The 18,311-nt window shown below is 68.6% G+C and carries 17 protein-coding genes; 10 read left to right on the top strand and 7 right to left on the bottom strand.

The genetic code is table 11. The features are described 5' to 3' along the window. Window positions 1-236 precede the first annotated feature (236 nt). The 6 genes from NBV68_RS01425 to NBV68_RS01400 all read left to right on the top strand — a co-directional run bounded on the left by NBV68_RS01425 (window position 237) and on the right by NBV68_RS01400 (window position 5,817). Window positions 237-2,966, top strand: coding sequence for a helicase-related protein (locus tag NBV68_RS01425; protein ID WP_296306602.1), 2,730 nt, complete (start codon window positions 237-239; stop codon window positions 2,964-2,966). After that, window positions 2,963-3,328, top strand: coding sequence for an RNA-binding S4 domain-containing protein (locus NBV68_RS01420; RefSeq protein WP_296306599.1), 366 nt, complete (start codon window positions 2,963-2,965; stop codon window positions 3,326-3,328). The genes NBV68_RS01425 and NBV68_RS01420 overlap by 4 nt, the downstream gene beginning before the upstream one ends. Window positions 3,329-3,338: 10 nt before the next feature. Continuing rightward, the gene (gene fdxA / locus NBV68_RS01415) at window positions 3,339-3,677 is read left to right on the top strand and encodes a ferredoxin FdxA (protein ID WP_296306598.1); all 339 of its coding nucleotides are present in this window, start codon (window positions 3,339-3,341) and stop codon (window positions 3,675-3,677) included. Window positions 3,678-3,955: 278 nt separating this feature from the next. Beyond that, a complete protein-coding gene (locus NBV68_RS01410; protein ID WP_296306597.1) occupies window positions 3,956-4,489 on the top strand; it encodes a CarD family transcriptional regulator in 534 nt (177 codons plus the stop codon). 141 nt (window positions 4,490-4,630) lie between these two features. Beyond that, the gene (locus tag NBV68_RS01405; RefSeq protein WP_296306596.1) at window positions 4,631-5,443 is read left to right on the top strand and encodes a DUF2807 domain-containing protein; all 813 of its coding nucleotides are present in this window, start codon (window positions 4,631-4,633) and stop codon (window positions 5,441-5,443) included. A gap of 41 nt (window positions 5,444-5,484) precedes the next feature. After that, window positions 5,485-5,817 (top strand): hypothetical protein, encoded by a 333-nt coding sequence (locus NBV68_RS01400; RefSeq protein ID WP_296306595.1) that lies wholly within the window; start codon window positions 5,485-5,487, stop codon window positions 5,815-5,817. On the opposite strand, the gene NBV68_RS01395 is transcribed toward NBV68_RS01400, so the two are convergent. Then, a complete protein-coding gene (locus NBV68_RS01395) occupies window positions 5,814-6,776 on the bottom strand; it encodes an L-threonylcarbamoyladenylate synthase (protein WP_296306594.1) in 963 nt (320 codons plus the stop codon). The genes NBV68_RS01400 and NBV68_RS01395 overlap by 4 nt on opposite strands. Before the next feature lie 73 nt (window positions 6,777-6,849). On the opposite strand from NBV68_RS01395, the gene NBV68_RS01390 reads away from it, so the two are divergent. Further along, window positions 6,850-8,592, top strand: a complete 1,743-nt coding sequence (locus NBV68_RS01390) for an acyl-CoA dehydrogenase family protein (protein ID WP_296306593.1) — start codon at window positions 6,850-6,852, stop codon at window positions 8,590-8,592. 1 nt (window position 8,593) lies between these two features. Next, window positions 8,594-9,406, top strand: coding sequence for a DUF815 domain-containing protein (locus NBV68_RS01385; protein ID WP_296306592.1), 813 nt, complete (start codon window positions 8,594-8,596; stop codon window positions 9,404-9,406). Here the strand turns inward: NBV68_RS01385 and NBV68_RS01380 are convergent. Beyond that, window positions 9,403-10,881 (bottom strand): PQQ-dependent sugar dehydrogenase, encoded by a 1,479-nt coding sequence (locus tag NBV68_RS01380; protein WP_296306591.1) that lies wholly within the window; start codon window positions 10,879-10,881, stop codon window positions 9,403-9,405. The two genes, NBV68_RS01385 and NBV68_RS01380, sit on opposite strands and share 4 nt — an antisense overlap. A 65-nt stretch (window positions 10,882-10,946) precedes the next feature. Here NBV68_RS01380 and NBV68_RS01375 point away from each other — a divergent pair, with 65 nt between their 5' ends. Together NBV68_RS01375 and NBV68_RS01370 are read left to right on the top strand one after the other, a co-directional pair. After that, window positions 10,947-11,447, top strand: a complete 501-nt coding sequence (locus NBV68_RS01375; RefSeq protein ID WP_296306590.1) for a GAF domain-containing protein — start codon at window positions 10,947-10,949, stop codon at window positions 11,445-11,447. Window positions 11,448-11,569: 122 nt separating this feature from the next. Further along, complete coding sequence (locus tag NBV68_RS01370) at window positions 11,570-12,457, top strand: hypothetical protein (RefSeq protein WP_296306589.1); 888 nt, start codon at window positions 11,570-11,572, stop codon at window positions 12,455-12,457. A 122-nt stretch (window positions 12,458-12,579) separates the two neighbouring features. Here NBV68_RS01370 and NBV68_RS01365 read toward each other — a convergent pair whose 3' ends face one another. The 5 genes from NBV68_RS01365 to mnmE all read right to left on the bottom strand — a co-directional run bounded on the left by NBV68_RS01365 (window position 12,580) and on the right by mnmE (window position 18,310). Further along, window positions 12,580-13,554, bottom strand: coding sequence for a ParB/RepB/Spo0J family partition protein (locus tag NBV68_RS01365; protein ID WP_296306588.1), 975 nt, complete (start codon window positions 13,552-13,554; stop codon window positions 12,580-12,582). After that, complete coding sequence (locus NBV68_RS01360; protein WP_296306587.1) at window positions 13,551-14,327, bottom strand: AAA family ATPase; 777 nt, start codon at window positions 14,325-14,327, stop codon at window positions 13,551-13,553. Before NBV68_RS01360 ends, NBV68_RS01365 begins: the two co-directional genes overlap by 4 nt. A 57-nt stretch (window positions 14,328-14,384) precedes the next feature. Further along, window positions 14,385-15,011, bottom strand: coding sequence for a 16S rRNA (guanine(527)-N(7))-methyltransferase RsmG (gene rsmG / locus NBV68_RS01355; RefSeq protein ID WP_296306586.1), 627 nt, complete (start codon window positions 15,009-15,011; stop codon window positions 14,385-14,387). Next, complete coding sequence (gene mnmG, locus NBV68_RS01350; RefSeq protein WP_296306585.1) at window positions 15,008-16,873, bottom strand: tRNA uridine-5-carboxymethylaminomethyl(34) synthesis enzyme MnmG; 1,866 nt, start codon at window positions 16,871-16,873, stop codon at window positions 15,008-15,010. Before mnmG ends, rsmG begins: the two co-directional genes overlap by 4 nt. Before the next feature lie 150 nt (window positions 16,874-17,023). After that, window positions 17,024-18,310, bottom strand: a complete 1,287-nt coding sequence (gene mnmE / locus NBV68_RS01345) for a tRNA uridine-5-carboxymethylaminomethyl(34) synthesis GTPase MnmE (protein WP_296306584.1) — start codon at window positions 18,308-18,310, stop codon at window positions 17,024-17,026. Between the last annotated feature and the right edge of the window lies 1 nt (window position 18,311).

The following is an 18,311-nucleotide window of genomic DNA, read 5'->3' as shown; positions in this document are numbered from 1 at the left end:
GGCCCTCTTCCGGTTCGGTCAGTTTGCGCGCGTGATCCAACATCATGCCCCGAAGCGGTGCCCTTGGCGAACGAGCCTTGCGCCACCCTCAAGCGGAGCCTTGTCGCATTTTCTAGCCGCAACATAGTAAAACTGCCGTTAACCAGCGACCAGTCGGGGCGCGCGTGCGATAAGGTGTTGTGCCTATTGCCCTGCGGGCCTCGCCCATGGCCTTGCCCCCCTGCGGCAAGCCTGCGATGACCGCAGGCGTCGTGCCCCAGTCCCTCACCCCCCGTCCCGCCGAGGACGCACATGTGCGCGCCGTGCTCGGGCCGACCAACACCGGCAAGACGCACTTGGCGATCGAGCGGATGTGCGGGCACTCCAGTGGCATGATGGGCTTCCCGCTGCGCCTGCTGGCGCGCGAGGTCTATGACCGGGTGCGCGCCATCAAGGGCGACAAGCAGGTCGCGCTGATCACCGGTGAGGAGCGGATCGAGCCGCCTGACGCGCGCTATTTCCTCTGCACCGCCGAAGCCATGCCGCGCACCGCCGGTCAGCACGCCTTCGTCGCCCTGGACGAGGCGCAATTGGGCGCGGACCCGGAACGCGGGCACATCTTCACCGATCGCCTGATGCACATGCGCGGGCGCGAGGAGACGATGATCCTCGGCAGCGCGACCCTCGAACCGATGATCAAGGCGCTGATCCCCAAGGCGGACATCACCAGCCGCCCGCGCTTCTCCACCCTCAGCCACGCGGGCGTCTGCAAGCTCTCGCGCCTGCCCAAGCGCTCGGCCGTGGTCGCCTTCAGCGTGGAACAAGTCTACGCGATGGCCGAGGCCTTACGGCGGTTCCGCGGCGGCGCGGCGGTAGTGATGGGAGCCCTGTCGCCCGAAACCCGCAACAAGCAGGTCGCGATGTTCCAGGCGGGCGAGGTCGACTATATCGTCGCCACCGACGCTATCGGGATGGGATTGAACCTCGATCTCGACCACGTCGCCTTTGCCAGCTTGAGCAAGTATGACGGCCGCCGCAAGCGCCGCCTCACCCCTTCGGAGATGGCGCAGATCGCCGGGCGCGCCGGGCGGCACCAGCGCGACGGGACGTTCGGCACGCTGTCAGGCACCGGCAAGGGGGACGGCGAGCCGCTCCAGTTCACAGACGAGGAAGTCTACGCGATCGAGGAGCACAAATTCGCGCCCCTCACCCACCTATTCTGGCGCGAGGCCGATCCGCGCTTCGATTCGCTGGGCGCGCTGATCGCCGATCTGGAAGCGCGGCCCGATAATCCCGTGCTCAAGGCCGCGCCCGAAGCCATCGACATGGCGGTGCTGCGCCGCCTCGCGGGCGACTCCATCGCCGAGACGGTGCGCGGGGCCGGGTCGGTCCGGCGCTTCTGGGAGGCCTGCACGCTCCCCGATTTCCGCAATCTCGGGGTAGAACAGCACGCCCGCTTCGTCGCCCGGCTGTGGGACGACCTGCGCGGCGGCTATCTCGGCGCGGATTTCGTCGCCGCGCGCATCGCCGAGCTTGACCGGATGCAGGGCGACATCGACACGCTCCAGGGCCGCATCGCTGCGATTCGCAGCTGGGCCTACATCTGCCAGCGCCCCGATTGGGTGCTGGCGCGCGACGAAATGGCTGCGCGGGCGCGCGCGGTCGAGGCGAAGCTCTCGGATGCGCTGCACGCGCGGCTGACCGAGCGTTTCGTGAACCGAAGGACGACTCTCTTGATGAAATCGCTGGGGCAGGATGCCAGTGCGCTGCCCGTCACGCTCGAACCCGATGGCCAACTGACGGTGGAGGGCGAGAGCATCGGCCGGCTCGAGGGCTTCCGCTTCCATGTCGATCCCTCGGCAGGCGTGGCTGACCGGCGGATGCTGCTTGCGGCAGGCGAGAAAGCGCTGCCGGCATTGCTGGAACGCCGCGCGGAGTGGCTGCTTTCGGAAGGCATCGCCGAGCTGGAGATCAGCGGCGGCGCGGTGAAGTGGCAGGGCCGCGCGCTCGCCGCGATCGCTTTCCCCGGCCACCCCGGCTCGGGCAATTTCGGCACGCCGCGCCTGACCCTCACCCGCGATGTCGCGCTGCTGCCTGATACGGCCAAGGCGAAGCTCGAGGCGGGGCTTGCCGCGTGGCTGGAACAGCAGCTCGAACCCCTCGCCCCCTTGCGCAAGCTCGCCGAGGCGGCGCGCGATCCCGCCGCCGGATCACAGGCCCGCGCGCTGGTCATCACCCTGATCGAGGCGCGCGGGGTGATCAGCCGCGAGGAGGCGGGGCTGGAAAACCTCCCCAAGGAGATGCGCCCCTACCTGCGCAAGCTCGGCATCACCTTCGGCGCGCTCGACATCTTCGATGCGCCGCTGCTGAAGCCCGCCCCGCGCCGCCTGCTGCACGCGCTGGGGCTCGACACCCGCGCGGTGCAGGAGGCGATGCAGCCGGTGCTGGCCGAGGGGAGCTGGCCCAAGGGTCGCTTGCCCGCAGGCTACCGCTATGCCGGTAGCCAGGCGATCCGGGTCGACCTCGCCGAAAAGATTTTTCGCGCGGCCTTTGATGCGCGCGGCAAGGTCGTTGCCGCCCATCCCAAGGAGCGCAATCGACCGTTCCGGCTCGACCTCGCGCTTGCTGTCTCAGTGGGCCTCGAGGCCGAGAACGCCCGCCGCCTGCTCGGCAGCGCGGGGTTCCGCTGCGATCGTGCCCGCGCGCTGCCCGAAGGCGCGCAGGGCGCTCCCGCCCCCGACCGCTGGTACTGGCGCCCGCGCCGCCCCGAGGAACGCGACGCCCGGCGCGATGCGCGGGGCACCGCCGAGCGCCCCCGGCAGCGCAAGCCGGAGTCCGACGACGCGCGGCCTGCCGAGGGCAAACCGCGCGGCAAGCCGGGTGGCAAGCGGCCGCAGGGCAACCGTCCGCCCCTGCCCAAGCCCGACACCGGCCCGGCCCGCGCCGGGGGGGCCTTCGACAAGCTGGCGGACCTGCTCAAGGGATGAGCGGCGAAGGTGCGGGAGGCTCGATCCGGATCGACCGGCTGCTCGTCTACCTGCGCTTTGCCCGCACCCGCTCCGCCGCCCAGACGCTGATCGATACTCACGCTTTGCGCCGCAACAGAAAGCATGTGCTGCGCGGTGCGGAACAGGCCCGTATCGGGGATGTGCTGACCCTTGCAACGGGCGGCGGCGTGCGGGTGATCGAACTGACCGCCCTGCCCGACCGCCGCGGCTCGCCCGCACAGGCGGCATCGCATTATCGTGAGGTTGATTCTGACGGGCTTGACCGTAAAGGGCAAATGACCATAGCAGCGTCGCCTCCGACGGCGGATCCCCCGCCGGACGTTCCCGAAGACTTCTCGTGAAAGAGCCGCAATGACTTACGTCGTCACCGAAGACTGCATCAAGTGCAAGTACACCGACTGCGTGGAAGTGTGCCCGGTCGACTGTTTCTACGAGGGCGAGAACATGCTGGTGATCAACCCCAGCGAGTGCATCGACTGCGGCGTGTGCGAGCCGGAATGCCCGGCCGAGGCGATTCTCCCCGACACTGAGGACGGGCTCGAAAAGTGGCTCGAACTCAACACCAAATTCTCGGCCGTGTGGCCCAACATCACCAGCCAGAAGGCCCCGCCCGAGGATGCCGACGCGCACAAGGGCGAAAAGGACAAGTTCGAGAGGTACTTCACCGACGCGCCCGGCGACGGGGACTGATGCAGCCCCTTCCCAGCGGCCCGCGCGTTGCGGCGAGGGACGCGTGGAGGGTTCATAAAAACGCCGACTCGCAATTTTGTTGCAGGCGTGCTATATAATGTCGTGACCGCGCCGGACCCGGGTCCGCGCAGGCGTCCAGAAACCAGGAAGGCCCGACACCAGCAACCCCCAACCGGATGATTCGCACCCGGCGCTCGCCCCGTGAGGGGTTGGGTCGCGCCGCCGGGTCAGTCGTCTCTCTCCCTGTTGCGAATGTCGGCCGATTGAAAGGAACGTGCATGGCGAGCACCGCGAACGCATTCACCGTCGGCGATTATGTTGTCTACCCGAAGCACGGCGTAGGCCGTGTGATCGAACTCCAGAAGGAAGAGATCGCCGGGATGCAGCTCGAACTCTACGTGCTGCGGTTCGAGAAGGAGCGCATGACGCTCCGTGTGCCGACCAATAAGGTCGAAGCGATCGGGATGCGCAAGCTTTCGTCGGACAAGACGCTCAGGCAGGCGATGGAAACCCTCAAGGGCAAGCCCAAGGTCAAGCGCACCATGTGGTCGCGCCGCGCGCAGGAATATGAAGCCAAGATCAACTCGGGCGACCTCGTGTCGATCGCCGAAGTGACCCGCGACCTGTTCCGCCCCGAAGACCAGCCCGAGCAGTCCTACTCGGAACGCCAGATCTTCGAAGCGGCGTCCTCGCGCCTCGCCCGCGAACTGGCGGCGATGGAAGAGACCGACGAGCCCACCGCGCTCGGCAAGATCCTCGACGTGCTGCGCGAACACGCGCCGCAGTATTACGACACCGCCGAAGAAGCGTAAGCTTCCCGCGCTGCGAGTGAACAGGAAAGGGCCGTCCTTAGGGGCGGCCCTTTTCGCTTGGGCGTTGGCGTTGGCCCTCCCCCTTGCACCCCGCCCGATGGTGTATTACATCAGCAATACGCCAAAGGGAGAGACATCGCCATGACCCACGCCTTCCGCCGCCGCATGGCCCCCGCCGCCATCCTCGCGCTCGCCGTGGCGCTGCCCGCCTGCGACGGTGCCGATGCCGAGATCAACGGCCAGAAGGGCGTGCCCCTCTCCGAGATCGAAATCGCCGGCGCCCCGCCCGCCAAGGTCTTCCTCGCCTCGGGCGACACCGTGATCCTGACCGAGGGCGAAACCTTCGCGATCAAGGTCGAGGGGCAAAACACCGAAAGCTTGCGCTTCGTGCGCGACAGCGAAGTGATCGGCATCACCCGCGAGGACGGCTGGAACGGCAACAGCAACGCCACGATCCGCATCACCATGCCCGCGCCTACCGAGGTGATCATCGGTGGCAGCGGCACGGTCAAGGCGCAGGGCCTCGCCAAACAGGCCGACATCAACATCGGCGGCAGCGGCCTCGTCGAGTTCGGGACAATCGCCAGCGAGCGGCTCGGGATCAATATCGGCGGCAGCGGCACGGTGCGCGGCGCGGGCACGGCGAAGGAGCTCACCGTGCTGATCGGCGGAGCAGGCGAGGTGTTGATGCCCACGCTCAAGGCCGACCAGGCAGAAGTCACGATCGGCGGCACCGGCGACGTCGCCTTCGCCTCGGACGGGACGGTCGAGGCGACCATCGGCGGCGCTGGCGACATCAAGGTGTCGGGCAGCGCCAAGTGCACCGTCAACGCCTTCGGCTCGGGCACGCTGACCTGCAACCCCGGAGCGGCTGGGGGCGGCGCGAGCGGCGCGATCCCGGCACCCCCCGCCGCACCGGCTGCACCCGCCGCACCGTCGAAGCCCGCGGAATAGGATTTGCCAGATCGTAACCGGTGAGTGAGACTGTGCGAGCCATGTCCCCGCTCCGACTCATCGCTGTCAGCTGCGCCGCCCTCGCGCTTCAGGGCTGCCTCGCCAAGGCCGCGGTCGGCGTGGTCACCGCGCCGGTGCGCGTGGTGAGCAAGGGCGTCGACCTCGCCACCACCAGCCAGTCCGAAGCAGACGAGAAGCGCGGCCGCGAAATCCGCAAGCGCGAGGAGCGCATGGGCGAGCTCGACCGGGCCTTCACCAAGCAATCCGAACGCTGCGCTGATGGGGACGATGAAGCGTGTGAAAAGGCGCAGGCGATCCGCGCCGAGATGAAGGCGCTGGCCCCGGGGATTCCGGTGGAGCCAGAAGAGGATTAAGCCGCCGCCCGCCGCAGCCGGTCGTTGATCGCTCGGCCGACACCTTCCTCGGGCACCGGGGCAACTGCGATGCGCGGCTGCGGAGCGCGAGCACCCTCGTGCAGGCAGGCATAGAGCCGCGCCGCCGCTTCGCCGAGAACCCCGCCTGCCGATAGCGTGCAATCGCCATCGACCGGCCCGAAACCGATCAGGAACTCGTCTGGCTCCGCCCACGTGGCGTTCAGGCGGACCGGCTTGCCCGGGGCGTAGTGGCTGGCGAGCTGGCCGGGCGCTTCGATTGTGTGCGCCTCGGCTTTTGCCGCGCGCGGGTAAGGTTCGTCCCAATAGTGTTGGTGCAAGGCGTCCAGATTGACCGGGCCGGGGCGCAATTCCTCCCAGCTGCCGTCTGGCCGAATGGCAACAATCGTCGACTCCAACCCTTCCGAACAGGGCCGCCCGTCGTCGAGAACCATGTCAATGCGCCCGTCGAGCGTCGCAAGGACATGGGCCGCGGTGGTCGGGCTGACGAAACCGCTGCGGTTGGCCGATGGGGCGGCGAGCGGAAAGGCGCAGGCGGAAAGCAGGGCATGCATCACCGGATGGTCCGGGCTGCGCAGGGCGACCGTAGGCAGGCCGGCGGTCACCGCAGGCGCGAGTTTTGCCTCCGGCCTGCGTGGGACCACAAGGGTCAGAGAGGCGGGCCACACCAGATCGGCAAGGACATCGGCCTTGTGCGGTAAGAGCGCCAGTTCCCGCGCTTGCTCCACCCCGCGCACATGCACGATCAGCGGATTGAAATCAGGTCGGCCCTTCGCGGCATAGATCCGCGCCACCGCCTCGGCGCTGTCCGCGCGCGCGGCGAGGCCGTAGACCGTCTCGGTCGGCACCGCCACCAGCCCGCCCGATTCGAGGATTCGCGCCGCCGCCACGATCCCCTCGGCGTCCGCCAGCCGCACTTCCGTAACGTTCTTGCCGCTCATGCCCCGGCGCTATATTCGTTTGCCCGCCCTGCCACGAGCGCAGCCCCCCAAGACCCGCAAGGATGCCCCCCAAGTGACCCCCTTCACCCCGCCGACCGCCGACCAGCTGCTCGCCATCCGCGTCAATGCCGGGATCGACGAGCTGGCGACCACCGAACGCTTCGCCCACGCCGAGCCCGACCTCGTCGAAGCCATCGTCGCCGGCGTCGGCCAGTTCGCGGCCGGAGAATTCGCGCCACTCAACCGCAAGGGCGATCTGGAGGGCGCGAAGCTCGAGAACGGCGTTGTCCGCCTGCCCGAGGGCTTCGAGGCCGCCTATCACGCCTATGTCGAGCAGGGCTGGAACGCCATCGCGAGCCCGGCCGCGCATGGCGGTCAGGGCCTGCCCTTCACGCTGGCCTGCAACGTGCTGGAGAATCTCGGCGCGGCAAACATGGCCTTCACCCTGCTGCCGATGCTGAGCGTCGGCGCGATCGAGGCGCTGGAGCACCACGGCTCGCCCGCCCAGCAGGCGATGTATCTGCCCAAGCTGGTGAGCGGCGAGTGGTCGGGCACGATGAACCTCACCGAGCCCGCCGCGGGAAGCGATGTCGGCGCGCTGCGCTCGACCGCGGAACCGATCGAGACGGGCGAGCATGCGGGCAAGTACCGGATCACCGGCCAGAAGATCTACATCACTTGGGGCGAGCATGATCTGGCGAAGAACATCATCCACCTCGTCCTCGCCCGCCTCCCCGGCGCGCCCGAGGGATCGCGCGGCATCTCGCTCTTCGTGGTGCCCAAGTATCATGTGAATGCCGACGGCAGCCTCGGCCCGAGGAACGACCTGCGCTGCGTCAGCCTCGAACACAAGCTCGGCATCAACGCCTCGCCGACCTGCGTCATGTCCTATGGCGACAATGGCGAATGCATCGGCGAGCTGGTCGGCGCGCCCAACAAGGGGCTCGCCGCGATGTTCACGATGATGAACAACGCTCGGATCAACGTCGGCAACCAGGGCGCGCAGATCGCCGAGCGCGCGACCCAGCAGGCGCTCGCCTATGCGCGGGACCGGGTGCAGTCGGCGCGCGCAGGCTCGCCCGACAAGACCCCGGTGGCGATCATCGAGCACCCCGACGTGCGCCGCATGATTTGCCGGATGAAGGCCCTCACCGAAGGCGTGCGCGCGCTGCTTTATTACTGCGCCGGGCAGGTCGATCGCGGCAATCTCGGCGACGAGGCGGCGCGGACCCGGGGCGAGATCATCGTGCCGATGCTCAAGGCGTGGGGCACGGATGTGGGCGTCGAGGTCTCGGGCCTCGGCATCCAGATCCACGGCGGCATGGGCTTCGTTGAGGAAACCGGCGCCGCCCAGCACTGGCGCGATTCGCGCATCGCGCCGATTTATGAAGGCACCAATGGCATTCAGGCGGCGGACCTTGTGACCCGCAAGCTGGGGCTGGACGGGGGCGAGGCGCTGGTCGCGCTGTTCGAAGAGATCGCACGCGAGGCCGCGGAGGAATATGCCCTCGCCGCGCTCGCCCGCGACTGCGCCAATGTCGCCCAGTGGATGCGCGACGATGCGAGCCTCGATGACCGCCTCGCAGGCAGCGTCCCGTTCTGCACCATGGCCGCAGTCTGCGTCGCAGGGTGGCAGCTGATGAAGCAGGCGCAGGCGGTCGCGGCGGGCGCGGCTCCGGAGCTGGCGGCGACCAAGCCGGTGACGGTGCGCTTCTTCCTCGACCGGATCGTGCCCGAAGCCGCGGGCCTCAAGGCAGGCGCAGTGGCGGGGGCGGAGCTGCTCTACGCGCTGACCGCCGACGCGTTGGTCGCCTGAGATGACCGAAGGCGCGCTGGAGCGGATCGCCGCCGCGCTCGAACGCCTCGCGCCCCCACCGCCGCCGCCGACCGACTGGATCGCGCATCCCGCCTATGTTTGGGAGGGCAAGCAGGCGCGCGCGGTGCCGGTGCTCGAAGCCTTGCCGCTCGACGCCCTTCACGGGATCGACGCCCAGAAAGCAGCACTGCGCGGGCTGTGCGCCCGTCTGGCGAGCGGGGCGGCGGCGCATGACGCGCTGCTGTGGGGCGCGCGGGGGATGGGCAAATCGGCACTGGTGCGCGCCTGCGTCGCCGATGTGCAGCGGGAGACGCAGAATCTCGCGCTTGTCCAGCTTGCCCCGGGCACACTCCCGACCTTCCCCGCGCTGATCGCTGAGCTGGCGGAGGTGAAGCGCGCCTTCCTGCTGTTCATCGACGATCTCGGCTTCGGCGCCGAGGCGCGGGCGGAGATGCTCGCACTGCGCAGCCTGCTCGAAGGCGGCATCGCCCCGCGCCCCGCGCATATCCGGCTCTTGGTCACCGCCAACCGCCGCAGCATTATCGAGCGTGAGGATACCTCGGCGGCGCTCCATGAACGCGACGAGCGCGACGATGCGCTGGCGCTCGCTGACCGCTTCGGGCTGACGCTGGGCTTCCACCCGGCGGACAAGGACACCTATCTCGCGATTCTCGAGGGCTACACCGCCCCGCTCGGCCTCGCCTTCGATGCCGAGGAGGCGATGGCCTTCGCCATCCAGCGCGGCAATCGGTCAGGCCGCACCGCGCTGCAATTCGCGACCGAGCTGGCGGGGCGGGCGGGAATCAGGCTCTAGTTGACCTTCTGCCCAGCCTGCTGGCGTAGGTAATCCGCCTCGAACTTGGCGCGCGGATCTGTCAGCTCCTGCGGGGGGAGCGGCTTGCCGACCAGCCGCGCGATCGCGGGTGCCGGAGCCGCGCTCGGCGAGCGGACGCGCCAGATGATCCCGGCGGTATCGTCCGACACCAGCAGCGAACCATCGCTCCCCCACGTCACCCAGGTCGGACGGCCGCGGGTGGTGCCATCGTCCTTGAGGAAGCCGGTCAGCACCGGCTTGGGCTTGCCGACCGGATTGCCGCGATCGTCGAAGTCAACGAACACCACGTCATAGCCCGAGGGCGGCTTGCGGTTCCACGAGCCGTGCCGTGCGATGAAGGCCCCGCCGGCGAAGGCCTGCCCCATCCGGTCGCCCTCTTGCGAGAACACCATGCCCAGCGCCGCAACGTGAGGCCCCAGCGCATATTCGGGCTTGCGCACATATTCCATCAGGAAGCGCGGCATCGGCGCGTCGACCCGGCGGTCGCGGTTGGTGCGAAAATAGACCCAGGGCCAGCCATATTGCGCGCCCACCGGCACGTTGGTGAGGTAATCGGGCACCAGATCGCTGCCGAGCATGTCGCGCTCGTTCACCGTGGTCCACAGCTCGCCGCTCCACGGCGAGAAATCGAGCCCGTTGGGGTTGCGCAGGCCGGCTGCGAACTGGCGCTGGCGCCGGCTCGCAAAGTCATACTCCCAGATCAGCGCGCGGCCTTCCTCCACCTTCATGCCGCTCTCGCCGACATTGCTGACCGAGCCGACCGCGACATAGAGCTGCTTGCCATCGGGCGAGAGCTTGAGGTTGCGCATCCAGTGCCCTCCGCCCGGCGCGAGGTCCATGATCTTGGTGCCCTTGCCGCTCACCGCATCCGCCCCCAGCGCATAGGGGAAGGCGAGCACGGCATTGTGGTTGGCGATGTAGAGCGTGCCGTCCGCCCAGGCGAGGCCCGAAGGCGAATCGAGGTCATCCTGCGCGATCACCTTGCGGGTTTCCGCCGTGCCGTTACCGTCCGCGTCGCGCAGCAGGACGATCTGGTTGGGGGACAGGCCGGTCGCGCCCGCCTTGGTCAGCAGGCTGTCGGCGATCCAACCCTTGATCGCGTCCATGATCCCGCCGCCCTCGTTCTTCACCTGTGGCGCGCGGGTCAGGCTAACCAGCACGTCGCCATTGGGCAGGGTGTAAAGCGTGCGCGGATGCACGAGCCCCTCGGCAAAGCGCGCGACTTCGAGCCCCTCGGCGGGGGTCGGGGCCTCGCCCGCGGCCCAGCCCACGGGCTCTGCGACCTGGACTGTGGGGAAGGTCTGGGCATCCGCCTCCTGCAGCACCGGGTCCTTGCCCGCGACCTCGTCGACGCTAAGATCGGCGGTGTCGCCGCGGGTGACGAACCACAGCCCGCCCCCGGTGACGACGAGGAAGACTGCGAGAGCGATTGCGATTTTGCGGAAGAATGTCATGTGGCACGGAATAAGGCCGCACGGGCCTTGCGGCAACTGACAAGCGACGAAAGACCCCGCTCCCGATGTACGATTTCAAGCCCGACACCCCGCTCTCCGCGGACGAACTCCACCGCGAACTGCTCGCGGCCGCCGGGGCGCTGACCGAGGGCGAGCCGGACGCGGTCGCCAACATGGCCAATGTCGCGGCGCTCTTGTGGGAGTTCCTGCCAGATCTCAACTGGGCCGGGTTCTACCGGGTCGCGTCTGCCAAGAGCGGGGGCGCCGAGGAGCTGGTGCTCGGGCCCTTCGTCGGCCGCCCGGCCTGCATCCGCATCCCCTTCGGCAGCGGCGTGTGCGGCGCCGCGGCGGAAAGTCGCGCTACGCAACTTGTCGCCGACGTCCACGCCTTCCCCGGCCACATCGCCTGCGACGCCGCCAGTGCGAGCGAGCTGGTGGTGCCGGTGCTGCGTGACGGGACAGTGATCGCGGTGATCGACCTCGACAGCCCCACCCCCGCCCGTTTCACCGAGGCCGATGCCAAGGGGATCGAGGCGCTCGCCGCGCTGCTCTCGGCCCGAATCTGACAGGGGCCCCCGATCTTTCCCGAAACGGGACAGGAGCCACACCCGGCTTGGGCGCACAGGCCTGACAGTGTTAGTCTTTTGCTAACCATCAGCTGACCTGGCTGACTCAGGGAGATTCGCCCATGTCCAAGACTTTTTCGACCCTTCCGCTCGCCGCGCTCGCGCTGGTTGCGCTGCCCGCTGCCGCGCAGGCGCAGGACTACAGCGACCTCCCGCCGCTCGCCCCGATGGGCCAGAACGAGCTGCGCGAGCTGCCCGCCGACATGCGCAGCGCACCGACCCCGGCCCCTGTTACGGCGATCCGCCCGACCGAGACGGTGACGATCGAGGGCGGAGTCGAGACCATCACCCGCACCCGCTACATCAATGCCCCCGGCGTGGTGCGCCCCGCCCCCGCCCCGCAATACTATGCGCCGCAACACTTCCCCGGCCAGGGCTATGCGCCGCAAGGCTACGGCTATGCCGCCGCCGCTCCGGCCGTGTTCGAGCGCCAGCAGTGGATCGACGAATGCCGGCGCCGCACCCGCGGGCAGAGCCGCGACCGCACCGGCCTCATCATCGGCGGGCTGCTCGGCGCGATCGGGGGCGGGATTGCCGGTTACGAGATCGCCGGCGCGGGTGACCGCGTGCTCGGCACGGTGCTCGGCGTGGGCGGCGGCGGGCTGATCGGCGGCTTGATCGGCAGCCTGTTCGACGGCGACAGGAAGAAGAACCTCTACGACTGCGAAGCCGCGCTCGACAGCTACCTGTCGGCCTATGGCGCGCCGGGTGCGCGAATCGCGAGCCGCGAGATCGCCTATCCGGCCTATGGCTATGGCTACCCGCAGGCCTATTCCTACGGCTACGCCTATGCCCCGCCGCCGCAGGTGGTGCTGGTGCCTGTGCGCACCGAGGTGCAGCAGCAGGTCGTGGTGCGCGAGACGGTGCGCGAAGAGACCTACATCGAAGGCCGTACGCGCGTGATTACCGATCCCGCCCCGCGCCCGGGCAAGCTGATCCGCCAGCGCTGAGTTTTTTCACGTGGAAGCGAAGCTCTGCTGAAAGCAGAAACGCCCCCTCGCCGGGGCGCAACAGAAAAGCCCCGCAAGGCCAGGCGACCTTGCGGGGCTTTTTCATGTCCAGGCGCGAGTCTTTAAATCTCTCCGCCGGTCAGCCGCTGGCACAGCAGGTCGAGCTGGTCGAGCGTGGTGTAGCGGATCGTGATCGTGCCCTTGCGCGGATCGCTCTCGGGCTTGATCTTGACCGTCAGGCCGAGAAACTCCTCGAGATGCTGTTGCACCGCGACGATATCGGCGCTCTCGGTGCTGAGATAGGCCGGTTCGGAGGGCGCCTCGGGGCGCTTGGCCGGCTTCTTGGTGAGCGTCTCGATATCGCGCACCGACAGCCCTTCGGCGACCGCGATCGCAGCCAGCTCGCGCGCATCGTCGCGCCCGATCAGCGCGCGGGCGTGGCCCATGGTGAGCTTGCCCTCCTGAATGAGGTCGAGCACCTGGTCGGGCAGCGTCACCAGCCGCATCATGTTGGCGACATGGCTGCGCGACTTTTCGACCATCTTGGCGATGTCGACCTGGATCATCCCCTCTTCCTCGGCGAGGCGATGATAGGCGCGCGCTTCCTCGACCGGATTGAGGTCCTCGCGCTGCAGGTTCTCGATCAGCGCAAGCGCCATGACCTCGCGGTCTGACAGAGCGCGCACCAGCGCCGGGATCTCGTGCAGCCGCGCCTTCTGCGCCGCGCGCCAGCGCCGCTCGCCCGCGACCAGCTGGTAGCCGTCGCCTGCCGGATGGGGGCGAACGATGATCGGCTGGATCACCCCGCGGGTGGCGATCGACGCCGCCAGCTCCTCGAGCGCGGTCTCGTCGAAATATTTGCGCGGGTTGCCGGGCAGCGGCTTGATGCTCGCCAGGGGCAGCATCCTGAGCGGCGAGACGTCCGGCGGCGGAACCTCGGAGGAGGCGGTGGCGATCTCCTCGCGGCGCACCAGCGGCTCTTCGCGGCGGGTTTCGCCGAGCAGCGCGCCAAGCCCCTTGCCGAGGCGCCGGGGCTTATCCGTTCCTGCCCGCGAAATTGCAAGAATTTCAGATGCTTGATCAATATTGTCGGTCATGCCGCTTGTCTTTCTGCGGGAAAGCGCCCGATCAGCTCGCGCGCCAGCGCCATATAGGCGCGGCTGCCGATGCAATGCTGGTCATAGATCAGCGCAGGGAGCCCGTGGCTCGGCGCCTCAGACAGGCGGACGTTGCGCGGGATCACCGTTTCGAACACCAGCTTGCCGAGGCAATCGCGCACGTCATCCGAGACCTGATCGGTCAGCCGGTTGCGCCGGTCATACATGGTGAGCGCGACGCCGATGATGCCCAGCTCGGGGTTGAAGCGCTGCTGCACCTGATCGACCGTCTGGAGCAGCTGGCTCAGCCCCTCCAGGGCGAAGAACTCGCATTGCAGCGGCACCAGCAGGGTGTTGGCGGCGCACAGTGCGTTGAGCGTCAGCAGGCCCAGCGAGGGCGGGCAGTCGATGAAGCAGATGTCGTGCCCGGTATAGCCGGCGAGCGCGCGGTGGAGCCGGTGCGTGCGGCCCTCGACCGCAACCAGCTCGACCTCGGCCCCCGACAGATCGACCGTCGCCGGGATGATGTCGAGGCGCGGGATCGCGGTCGGCACGATCGCCGAGGCCAGCGCAACCTCGTCGACCAGCAGGTCATAGCTCGAAATACCGCGGTCGGCAGCGTCGACTCCGAGGCCGGTCGAGGCGTTGCCCTGCGGATCGAGGTCGATCAGCAGAGTGCGCCATCCGGTCGCCGCCATGGCGGTGGCGATGTTGATCGCGGTCGTGGTCTTGCCCACTCCGCCCTTCTGATTGGCAATCGCGATGGTCAGCATGGTGTTTCCTGTCCTTACGCGCGCCGATTCATGATGAATCCGCACAGGGTTCGCGCCTCACGCCTTCACGATGATCCCCGCCTCGGGATCGGTCAAGGAATGTTTCACGTGAAACATTGCCCGAATCGAAGGCTTGAGCGCCGCCAATTCCTGCGCCGCCGAACGTCCCTTGGGCAACACGTAGCGCGTGGCCCTTGTGGAGAAGGGTGCGGATAGGTCGAGAAGTCTGGGGAAAGGCGCGAAGGCGCGTGCCGAAATGGCGCGGGCCGGGAACGGCGCGACGCGCTCGAGCCGCTGCCCCTCAACGCGGCATTTGGCGAGGTCGAGCACTGCGATGGCGCGCTCGAGGAACTCCACCCGCCGCGCGCGGGATTCGACCAGCACCACGGGCATGTTGGGGCAGAGCGCGGCGATCACGAGGCCGGGAAAGCCGGGGCCGCTGCCGAGATCGAGCCAGGGCCCGCCCGCATTCGGCCCCAATGTTTCACGTGAAACATTTTCGATGAGCTGCGCGGAGTCTGCGATGTGCCTCTGCCACAGATGCGGTTCGGTCGCCTTGGCGATGAGGTTCTGGCGCTGGTTCTCCTCGAGCACCAGCGCGGCGAAGGCCTCGAGCCGCGCCATCCCCGCCGCGTCGGTCAGCTCGGCAACATAGGCCCGCGCCTCGGTTTCACTGGTGATCACGCTGCGAACGACCCCGATACGAGGCGGCGACGCGCATGCACCAACAATGCGGAAAGCGCCGCCGGTGTCACCCCGGGCACGCGCCCGGCAGCCGCCAGCGTCCCTGGCGCGGCCTTGCTCAGGCGCTCGACCATCTCGTTGGAGAGGCCGGGCACCTCGGCATAGGGGAAGTCCGAGGGCAGCGGCAGGGCCTCGCTCGCGCGCAGATCGCGCAGCTCGGCGTCCTGCCGGGCGAGGTAGGGCGCATAGGCCGCATCCTCCGCCATCTCCTCGGCGAGCAGCGGGTCGAGGGCGGTGATCTCGCCGAGCCATGGCGCAAGAGCCTCGGGTGTCACCCCGTCATAGCGCAACCATTCGGCGAGAGTCTTCTCGCCCTGATCGCGCCGCACTGCCAGCCCGAGATCGGCGAGTTCACGCGCATGCACCCTCTGCGAATGTTTCACGTGAAACATTTCGCGCGTCGCTTCACGGCGTTCCCACCAGGCGCGGCGCTCCTCGCCGATGCACCCCGCTTCGATCCCGAGCCCGGTCAGCCGCGTCGCGGCATTGTTGGCGCGCAGCCGCAGCCGGTATTCGGCGCGGGCGGTGAGCATCCGGTAAGGCTCGGAGACGCCCTGCAAGGTCAGGTCGTCGACCATTACCGCGATATAGGAATTGGCGCGGTCGAACCGGGGCGCTTGCTTGCCGAGCACCGCCGCAGCCGCCTCGAGCCCTGCTACCAGCCCCTGCGCGGCGGCCTCCTCGTAGCCGGTCGTCCCGTTGATCTGGCCTGCGCAATAGAGACCGGGGATCGCCCGGAGCTGCAAGTCGGGGGTCAGCGCGCGCGGGTCGATGTGGTCATACTCCACCGCATAGCCCGGTTGCACGATCACCGCACGCTCGCAGCCCGGCATGGTGCGCACCACCTCCTCCTGCACATCGACCGGGAGCGAGGTGCTGATGCCGTTGGGATAGACCATGTGCGTATCCAACCCCTCGGGCTCGAGGAACACCTGATGCCCTTCCCGGTCGCCGAAGCGGTGGATCTTGTCCTCGATCGACGGGCAATAGCGCGGTCCCGCCGCAGCAATCGCCCCCGAGAAAAGCGGCGATCGGTGGAGATTGGCGCGGATCGCGTCGTGGCCGGCCTGGGTGGTGCGGGTGATCGCGCAGAACACCTGCGGGTTGATCCGCCGGGGCGTGAGCGGCGACATGGTCCAGGCCTCGCCATCGGAGGGCTGCTCCTCGAGCACCGCCCAATCGATGGTGCGGCCATCCAGACGCGGCGGGGTGCCGGTCTTGAGGCGCGCCATGGGGAGGTCAGCTCCGCGCAACTGCTGCGCGAGGCGGTGCGCGGCGTTCTCGCCAATCCGCCCGCCCTCGTAGCGTTCCTCACCGCGGAACAGGATGCCGCCGAGGAAGGTGCCGGTGCACAGCACCAAATGTTTCACGTGAAACATTGTGCCGTCGGCCAGCTCCAGCCCCGCGACCACCCCGCCCTTCAGCACCAGCGCGGCAGCCTCGCCCTGTACCAGCGTCAGGTTGGCCTGCGCGCGCACCATCGCCTGCACCGCCGCCTTGAAGCGCACCCGGTCGGCCTGCACGCGCGGGCCCCAGACGGCGCTACCCTTGGAGCGGTTGAGCATCCGGTAGTGGATTGCGCCAGCATCCGCCGCGCGGCCCAGCACGCCGTCAAGCGCGTCGACCTCGCGCACGAGGTGTCCCTTGCCGAGGCCTCCGATCGCCGGATTGCAGCTCATCGCACCGATGGCGGCGAGGTCGAAGCTCACCAGCGCCGTGCGCGCGCCCATTCGCGCCGCCGCGCAGGCAGCCTCCACCCCGGCGTGACCGCCGCCGATGACGAGGACGTCGAAGGATTGCATGGGCGGGCAGATAGGGCGCGGGGGCGCAATCGTCAAAGATGTTTCACCCCCCGCGTGCTTTCACCTCAGCCAAAATGTTTCACGTGAAACATTCGGGCCGGGAATCTCCGCCAATGTTTCACGTGAAACATTTTCGCCGAGCGGCGCGCCCTACTTCCCGATGCAGAACCGCCCAAACAGCGTGTCGAGCATGTCCTCGGTGGTTGCCCGCCCGACCAAACGATCGAAGGCGAGGCGGACGCGGCGAAGTTCCTCGGCGACCAACAGCGGATCGGCGAGGCCCTGCGCCGATTGCAGGGCTTCGGCTGCTTCGGCGAGGCGAGCGTGCTGGCGGGCATTGAGCGCGGCCTCACCCGGTTTGGGGAGCGCCGCGCGCGCGGCTTCGACCAGCGCGGTCTTGAGCGCCGCGACCCCCTCGCCCGTCATGGCCGAGAGCGTGAAGCGGGCGCCCGGCTTCTCGCCGTATCCCTCGCGGTCTGACTGCGCGGCGATCTCCCAGGCGCCTTCCGGCCCCTCGCCCTCGGCCCCCAGCCACAAGACAGCGTCGGCGCGGGCCAGCGCGCTCCGGGCGCGGTCGATGCCGATCGCCTCGATGGAGTCGGCGGCCTCGCCCTCCCTTAGTCCGGCGGTATCGACGAAAGTGAAAGGCACGCCGCTGATCGCCACCGCCCGCTCGATCACGTCGCGCGTCGTGCCGGCGATGGGCGAAGTGATCGCCGCCTCGCTCTCCACCAGCGCGTTGAACAAAGTGGACTTGCCGGCGTTGGGCGGCCCGGCGAGCACCACCCGGAACCCCTCCCCCAGCCGCTCCGAGCGTGGGCGGGTCAGCCACTCGGCCAGTTCCTCGGCCAGCGCGCCAATGTTCCACGTAAAACATTCGGGGAGATCAGCGGAGTCTTCCTCGTCCGAGAAGTCGAGCACGCCCTCCACCTCGGCGGACAGCGAAAGCACCCGCTCGCGCCATCCCTCAACCTCCCGCGACAGCGCCCCGCCAGCATTGGCGAGCGCGGCGGCGCGCTGCAATTCGGTCTCGGCAGAGAGCAGATCGGCGAGCCCCTCGGCCTCGGCCAAATCGATCCGACCATTGGCGAAGGCGCGGCGGGTGAACTCCCCCGGTTCGGCACGCCTTATCCCGCGAAGCGAAGCGAGCGCCCCCTCTACCGCCGCAACCACCGCACGGCCCCCGTGACAGTGGAATTCAGCGAGATCCTCTCCGGTGGCGGTCGCCGGCCCCGCGAACCACAGCACCAACGCCTCGTCGAGCAATGCCCCCTGAGCATCACGCAGCCGCGCCAGCGACGCGCGGCGCGGCTCAGGCACACGGCCTGCCAGCGCCAGCAAAGCCGCCCGCGCCGCCGGGCCGGAAACGCGGATCACGCCCACGCCCGCCGGCGGCGCACCGCTCGAGAGCGCGAAGATCGTCTCGGCAGAACTCACA

Origin of the sequence: Erythrobacter sp. (genome assembly GCF_023653175.1) — a bacterium.
GTDB lineage: Bacteria > Pseudomonadota > Alphaproteobacteria > Sphingomonadales > Sphingomonadaceae > Erythrobacter.
The sequence above is the reverse complement of the archived record's forward strand: the minus strand, read 5'-3'. Positions and strand labels throughout refer to the sequence as shown.

Coding starts and splice junctions, on each gene's coding strand:
- NBV68_RS01425 (WP_296306602.1), top strand. CDS start 237: ATGACCGCAGGCGTCGTGCCCCAGTCCCTCACCCCCCGTCCCGCCGAG.
- NBV68_RS01420 (WP_296306599.1), top strand. CDS start 2,963: ATGAGCGGCGAAGGTGCGGGAGGCTCGATCCGGATCGACCGGCTGCTC.
- fdxA (WP_296306598.1), top strand. CDS start 3,339: ATGACTTACGTCGTCACCGAAGACTGCATCAAGTGCAAGTACACCGAC.
- NBV68_RS01410 (WP_296306597.1), top strand. CDS start 3,956: ATGGCGAGCACCGCGAACGCATTCACCGTCGGCGATTATGTTGTCTAC.
- NBV68_RS01405 (WP_296306596.1), top strand. CDS start 4,631: ATGACCCACGCCTTCCGCCGCCGCATGGCCCCCGCCGCCATCCTCGCG.
- NBV68_RS01400 (WP_296306595.1), top strand. CDS start 5,485: ATGTCCCCGCTCCGACTCATCGCTGTCAGCTGCGCCGCCCTCGCGCTT.
- NBV68_RS01395 (WP_296306594.1), bottom strand. CDS start 6,776: ATGAGCGGCAAGAACGTTACGGAAGTGCGGCTGGCGGACGCCGAGGGG.
- NBV68_RS01385 (WP_296306592.1), top strand. CDS start 8,594: ATGACCGAAGGCGCGCTGGAGCGGATCGCCGCCGCGCTCGAACGCCTC.
- NBV68_RS01380 (WP_296306591.1), bottom strand. CDS start 10,881: ATGACATTCTTCCGCAAAATCGCAATCGCTCTCGCAGTCTTCCTCGTC.
- NBV68_RS01375 (WP_296306590.1), top strand. CDS start 10,947: ATGTACGATTTCAAGCCCGACACCCCGCTCTCCGCGGACGAACTCCAC.
- NBV68_RS01370 (WP_296306589.1), top strand. CDS start 11,570: ATGTCCAAGACTTTTTCGACCCTTCCGCTCGCCGCGCTCGCGCTGGTT.
- NBV68_RS01365 (WP_296306588.1), bottom strand. CDS start 13,554: ATGACCGACAATATTGATCAAGCATCTGAAATTCTTGCAATTTCGCGG.
- NBV68_RS01360 (WP_296306587.1), bottom strand. CDS start 14,327: ATGCTGACCATCGCGATTGCCAATCAGAAGGGCGGAGTGGGCAAGACC.
- mnmG (WP_296306585.1), bottom strand. CDS start 16,873: ATGCAATCCTTCGACGTCCTCGTCATCGGCGGCGGTCACGCCGGGGTG.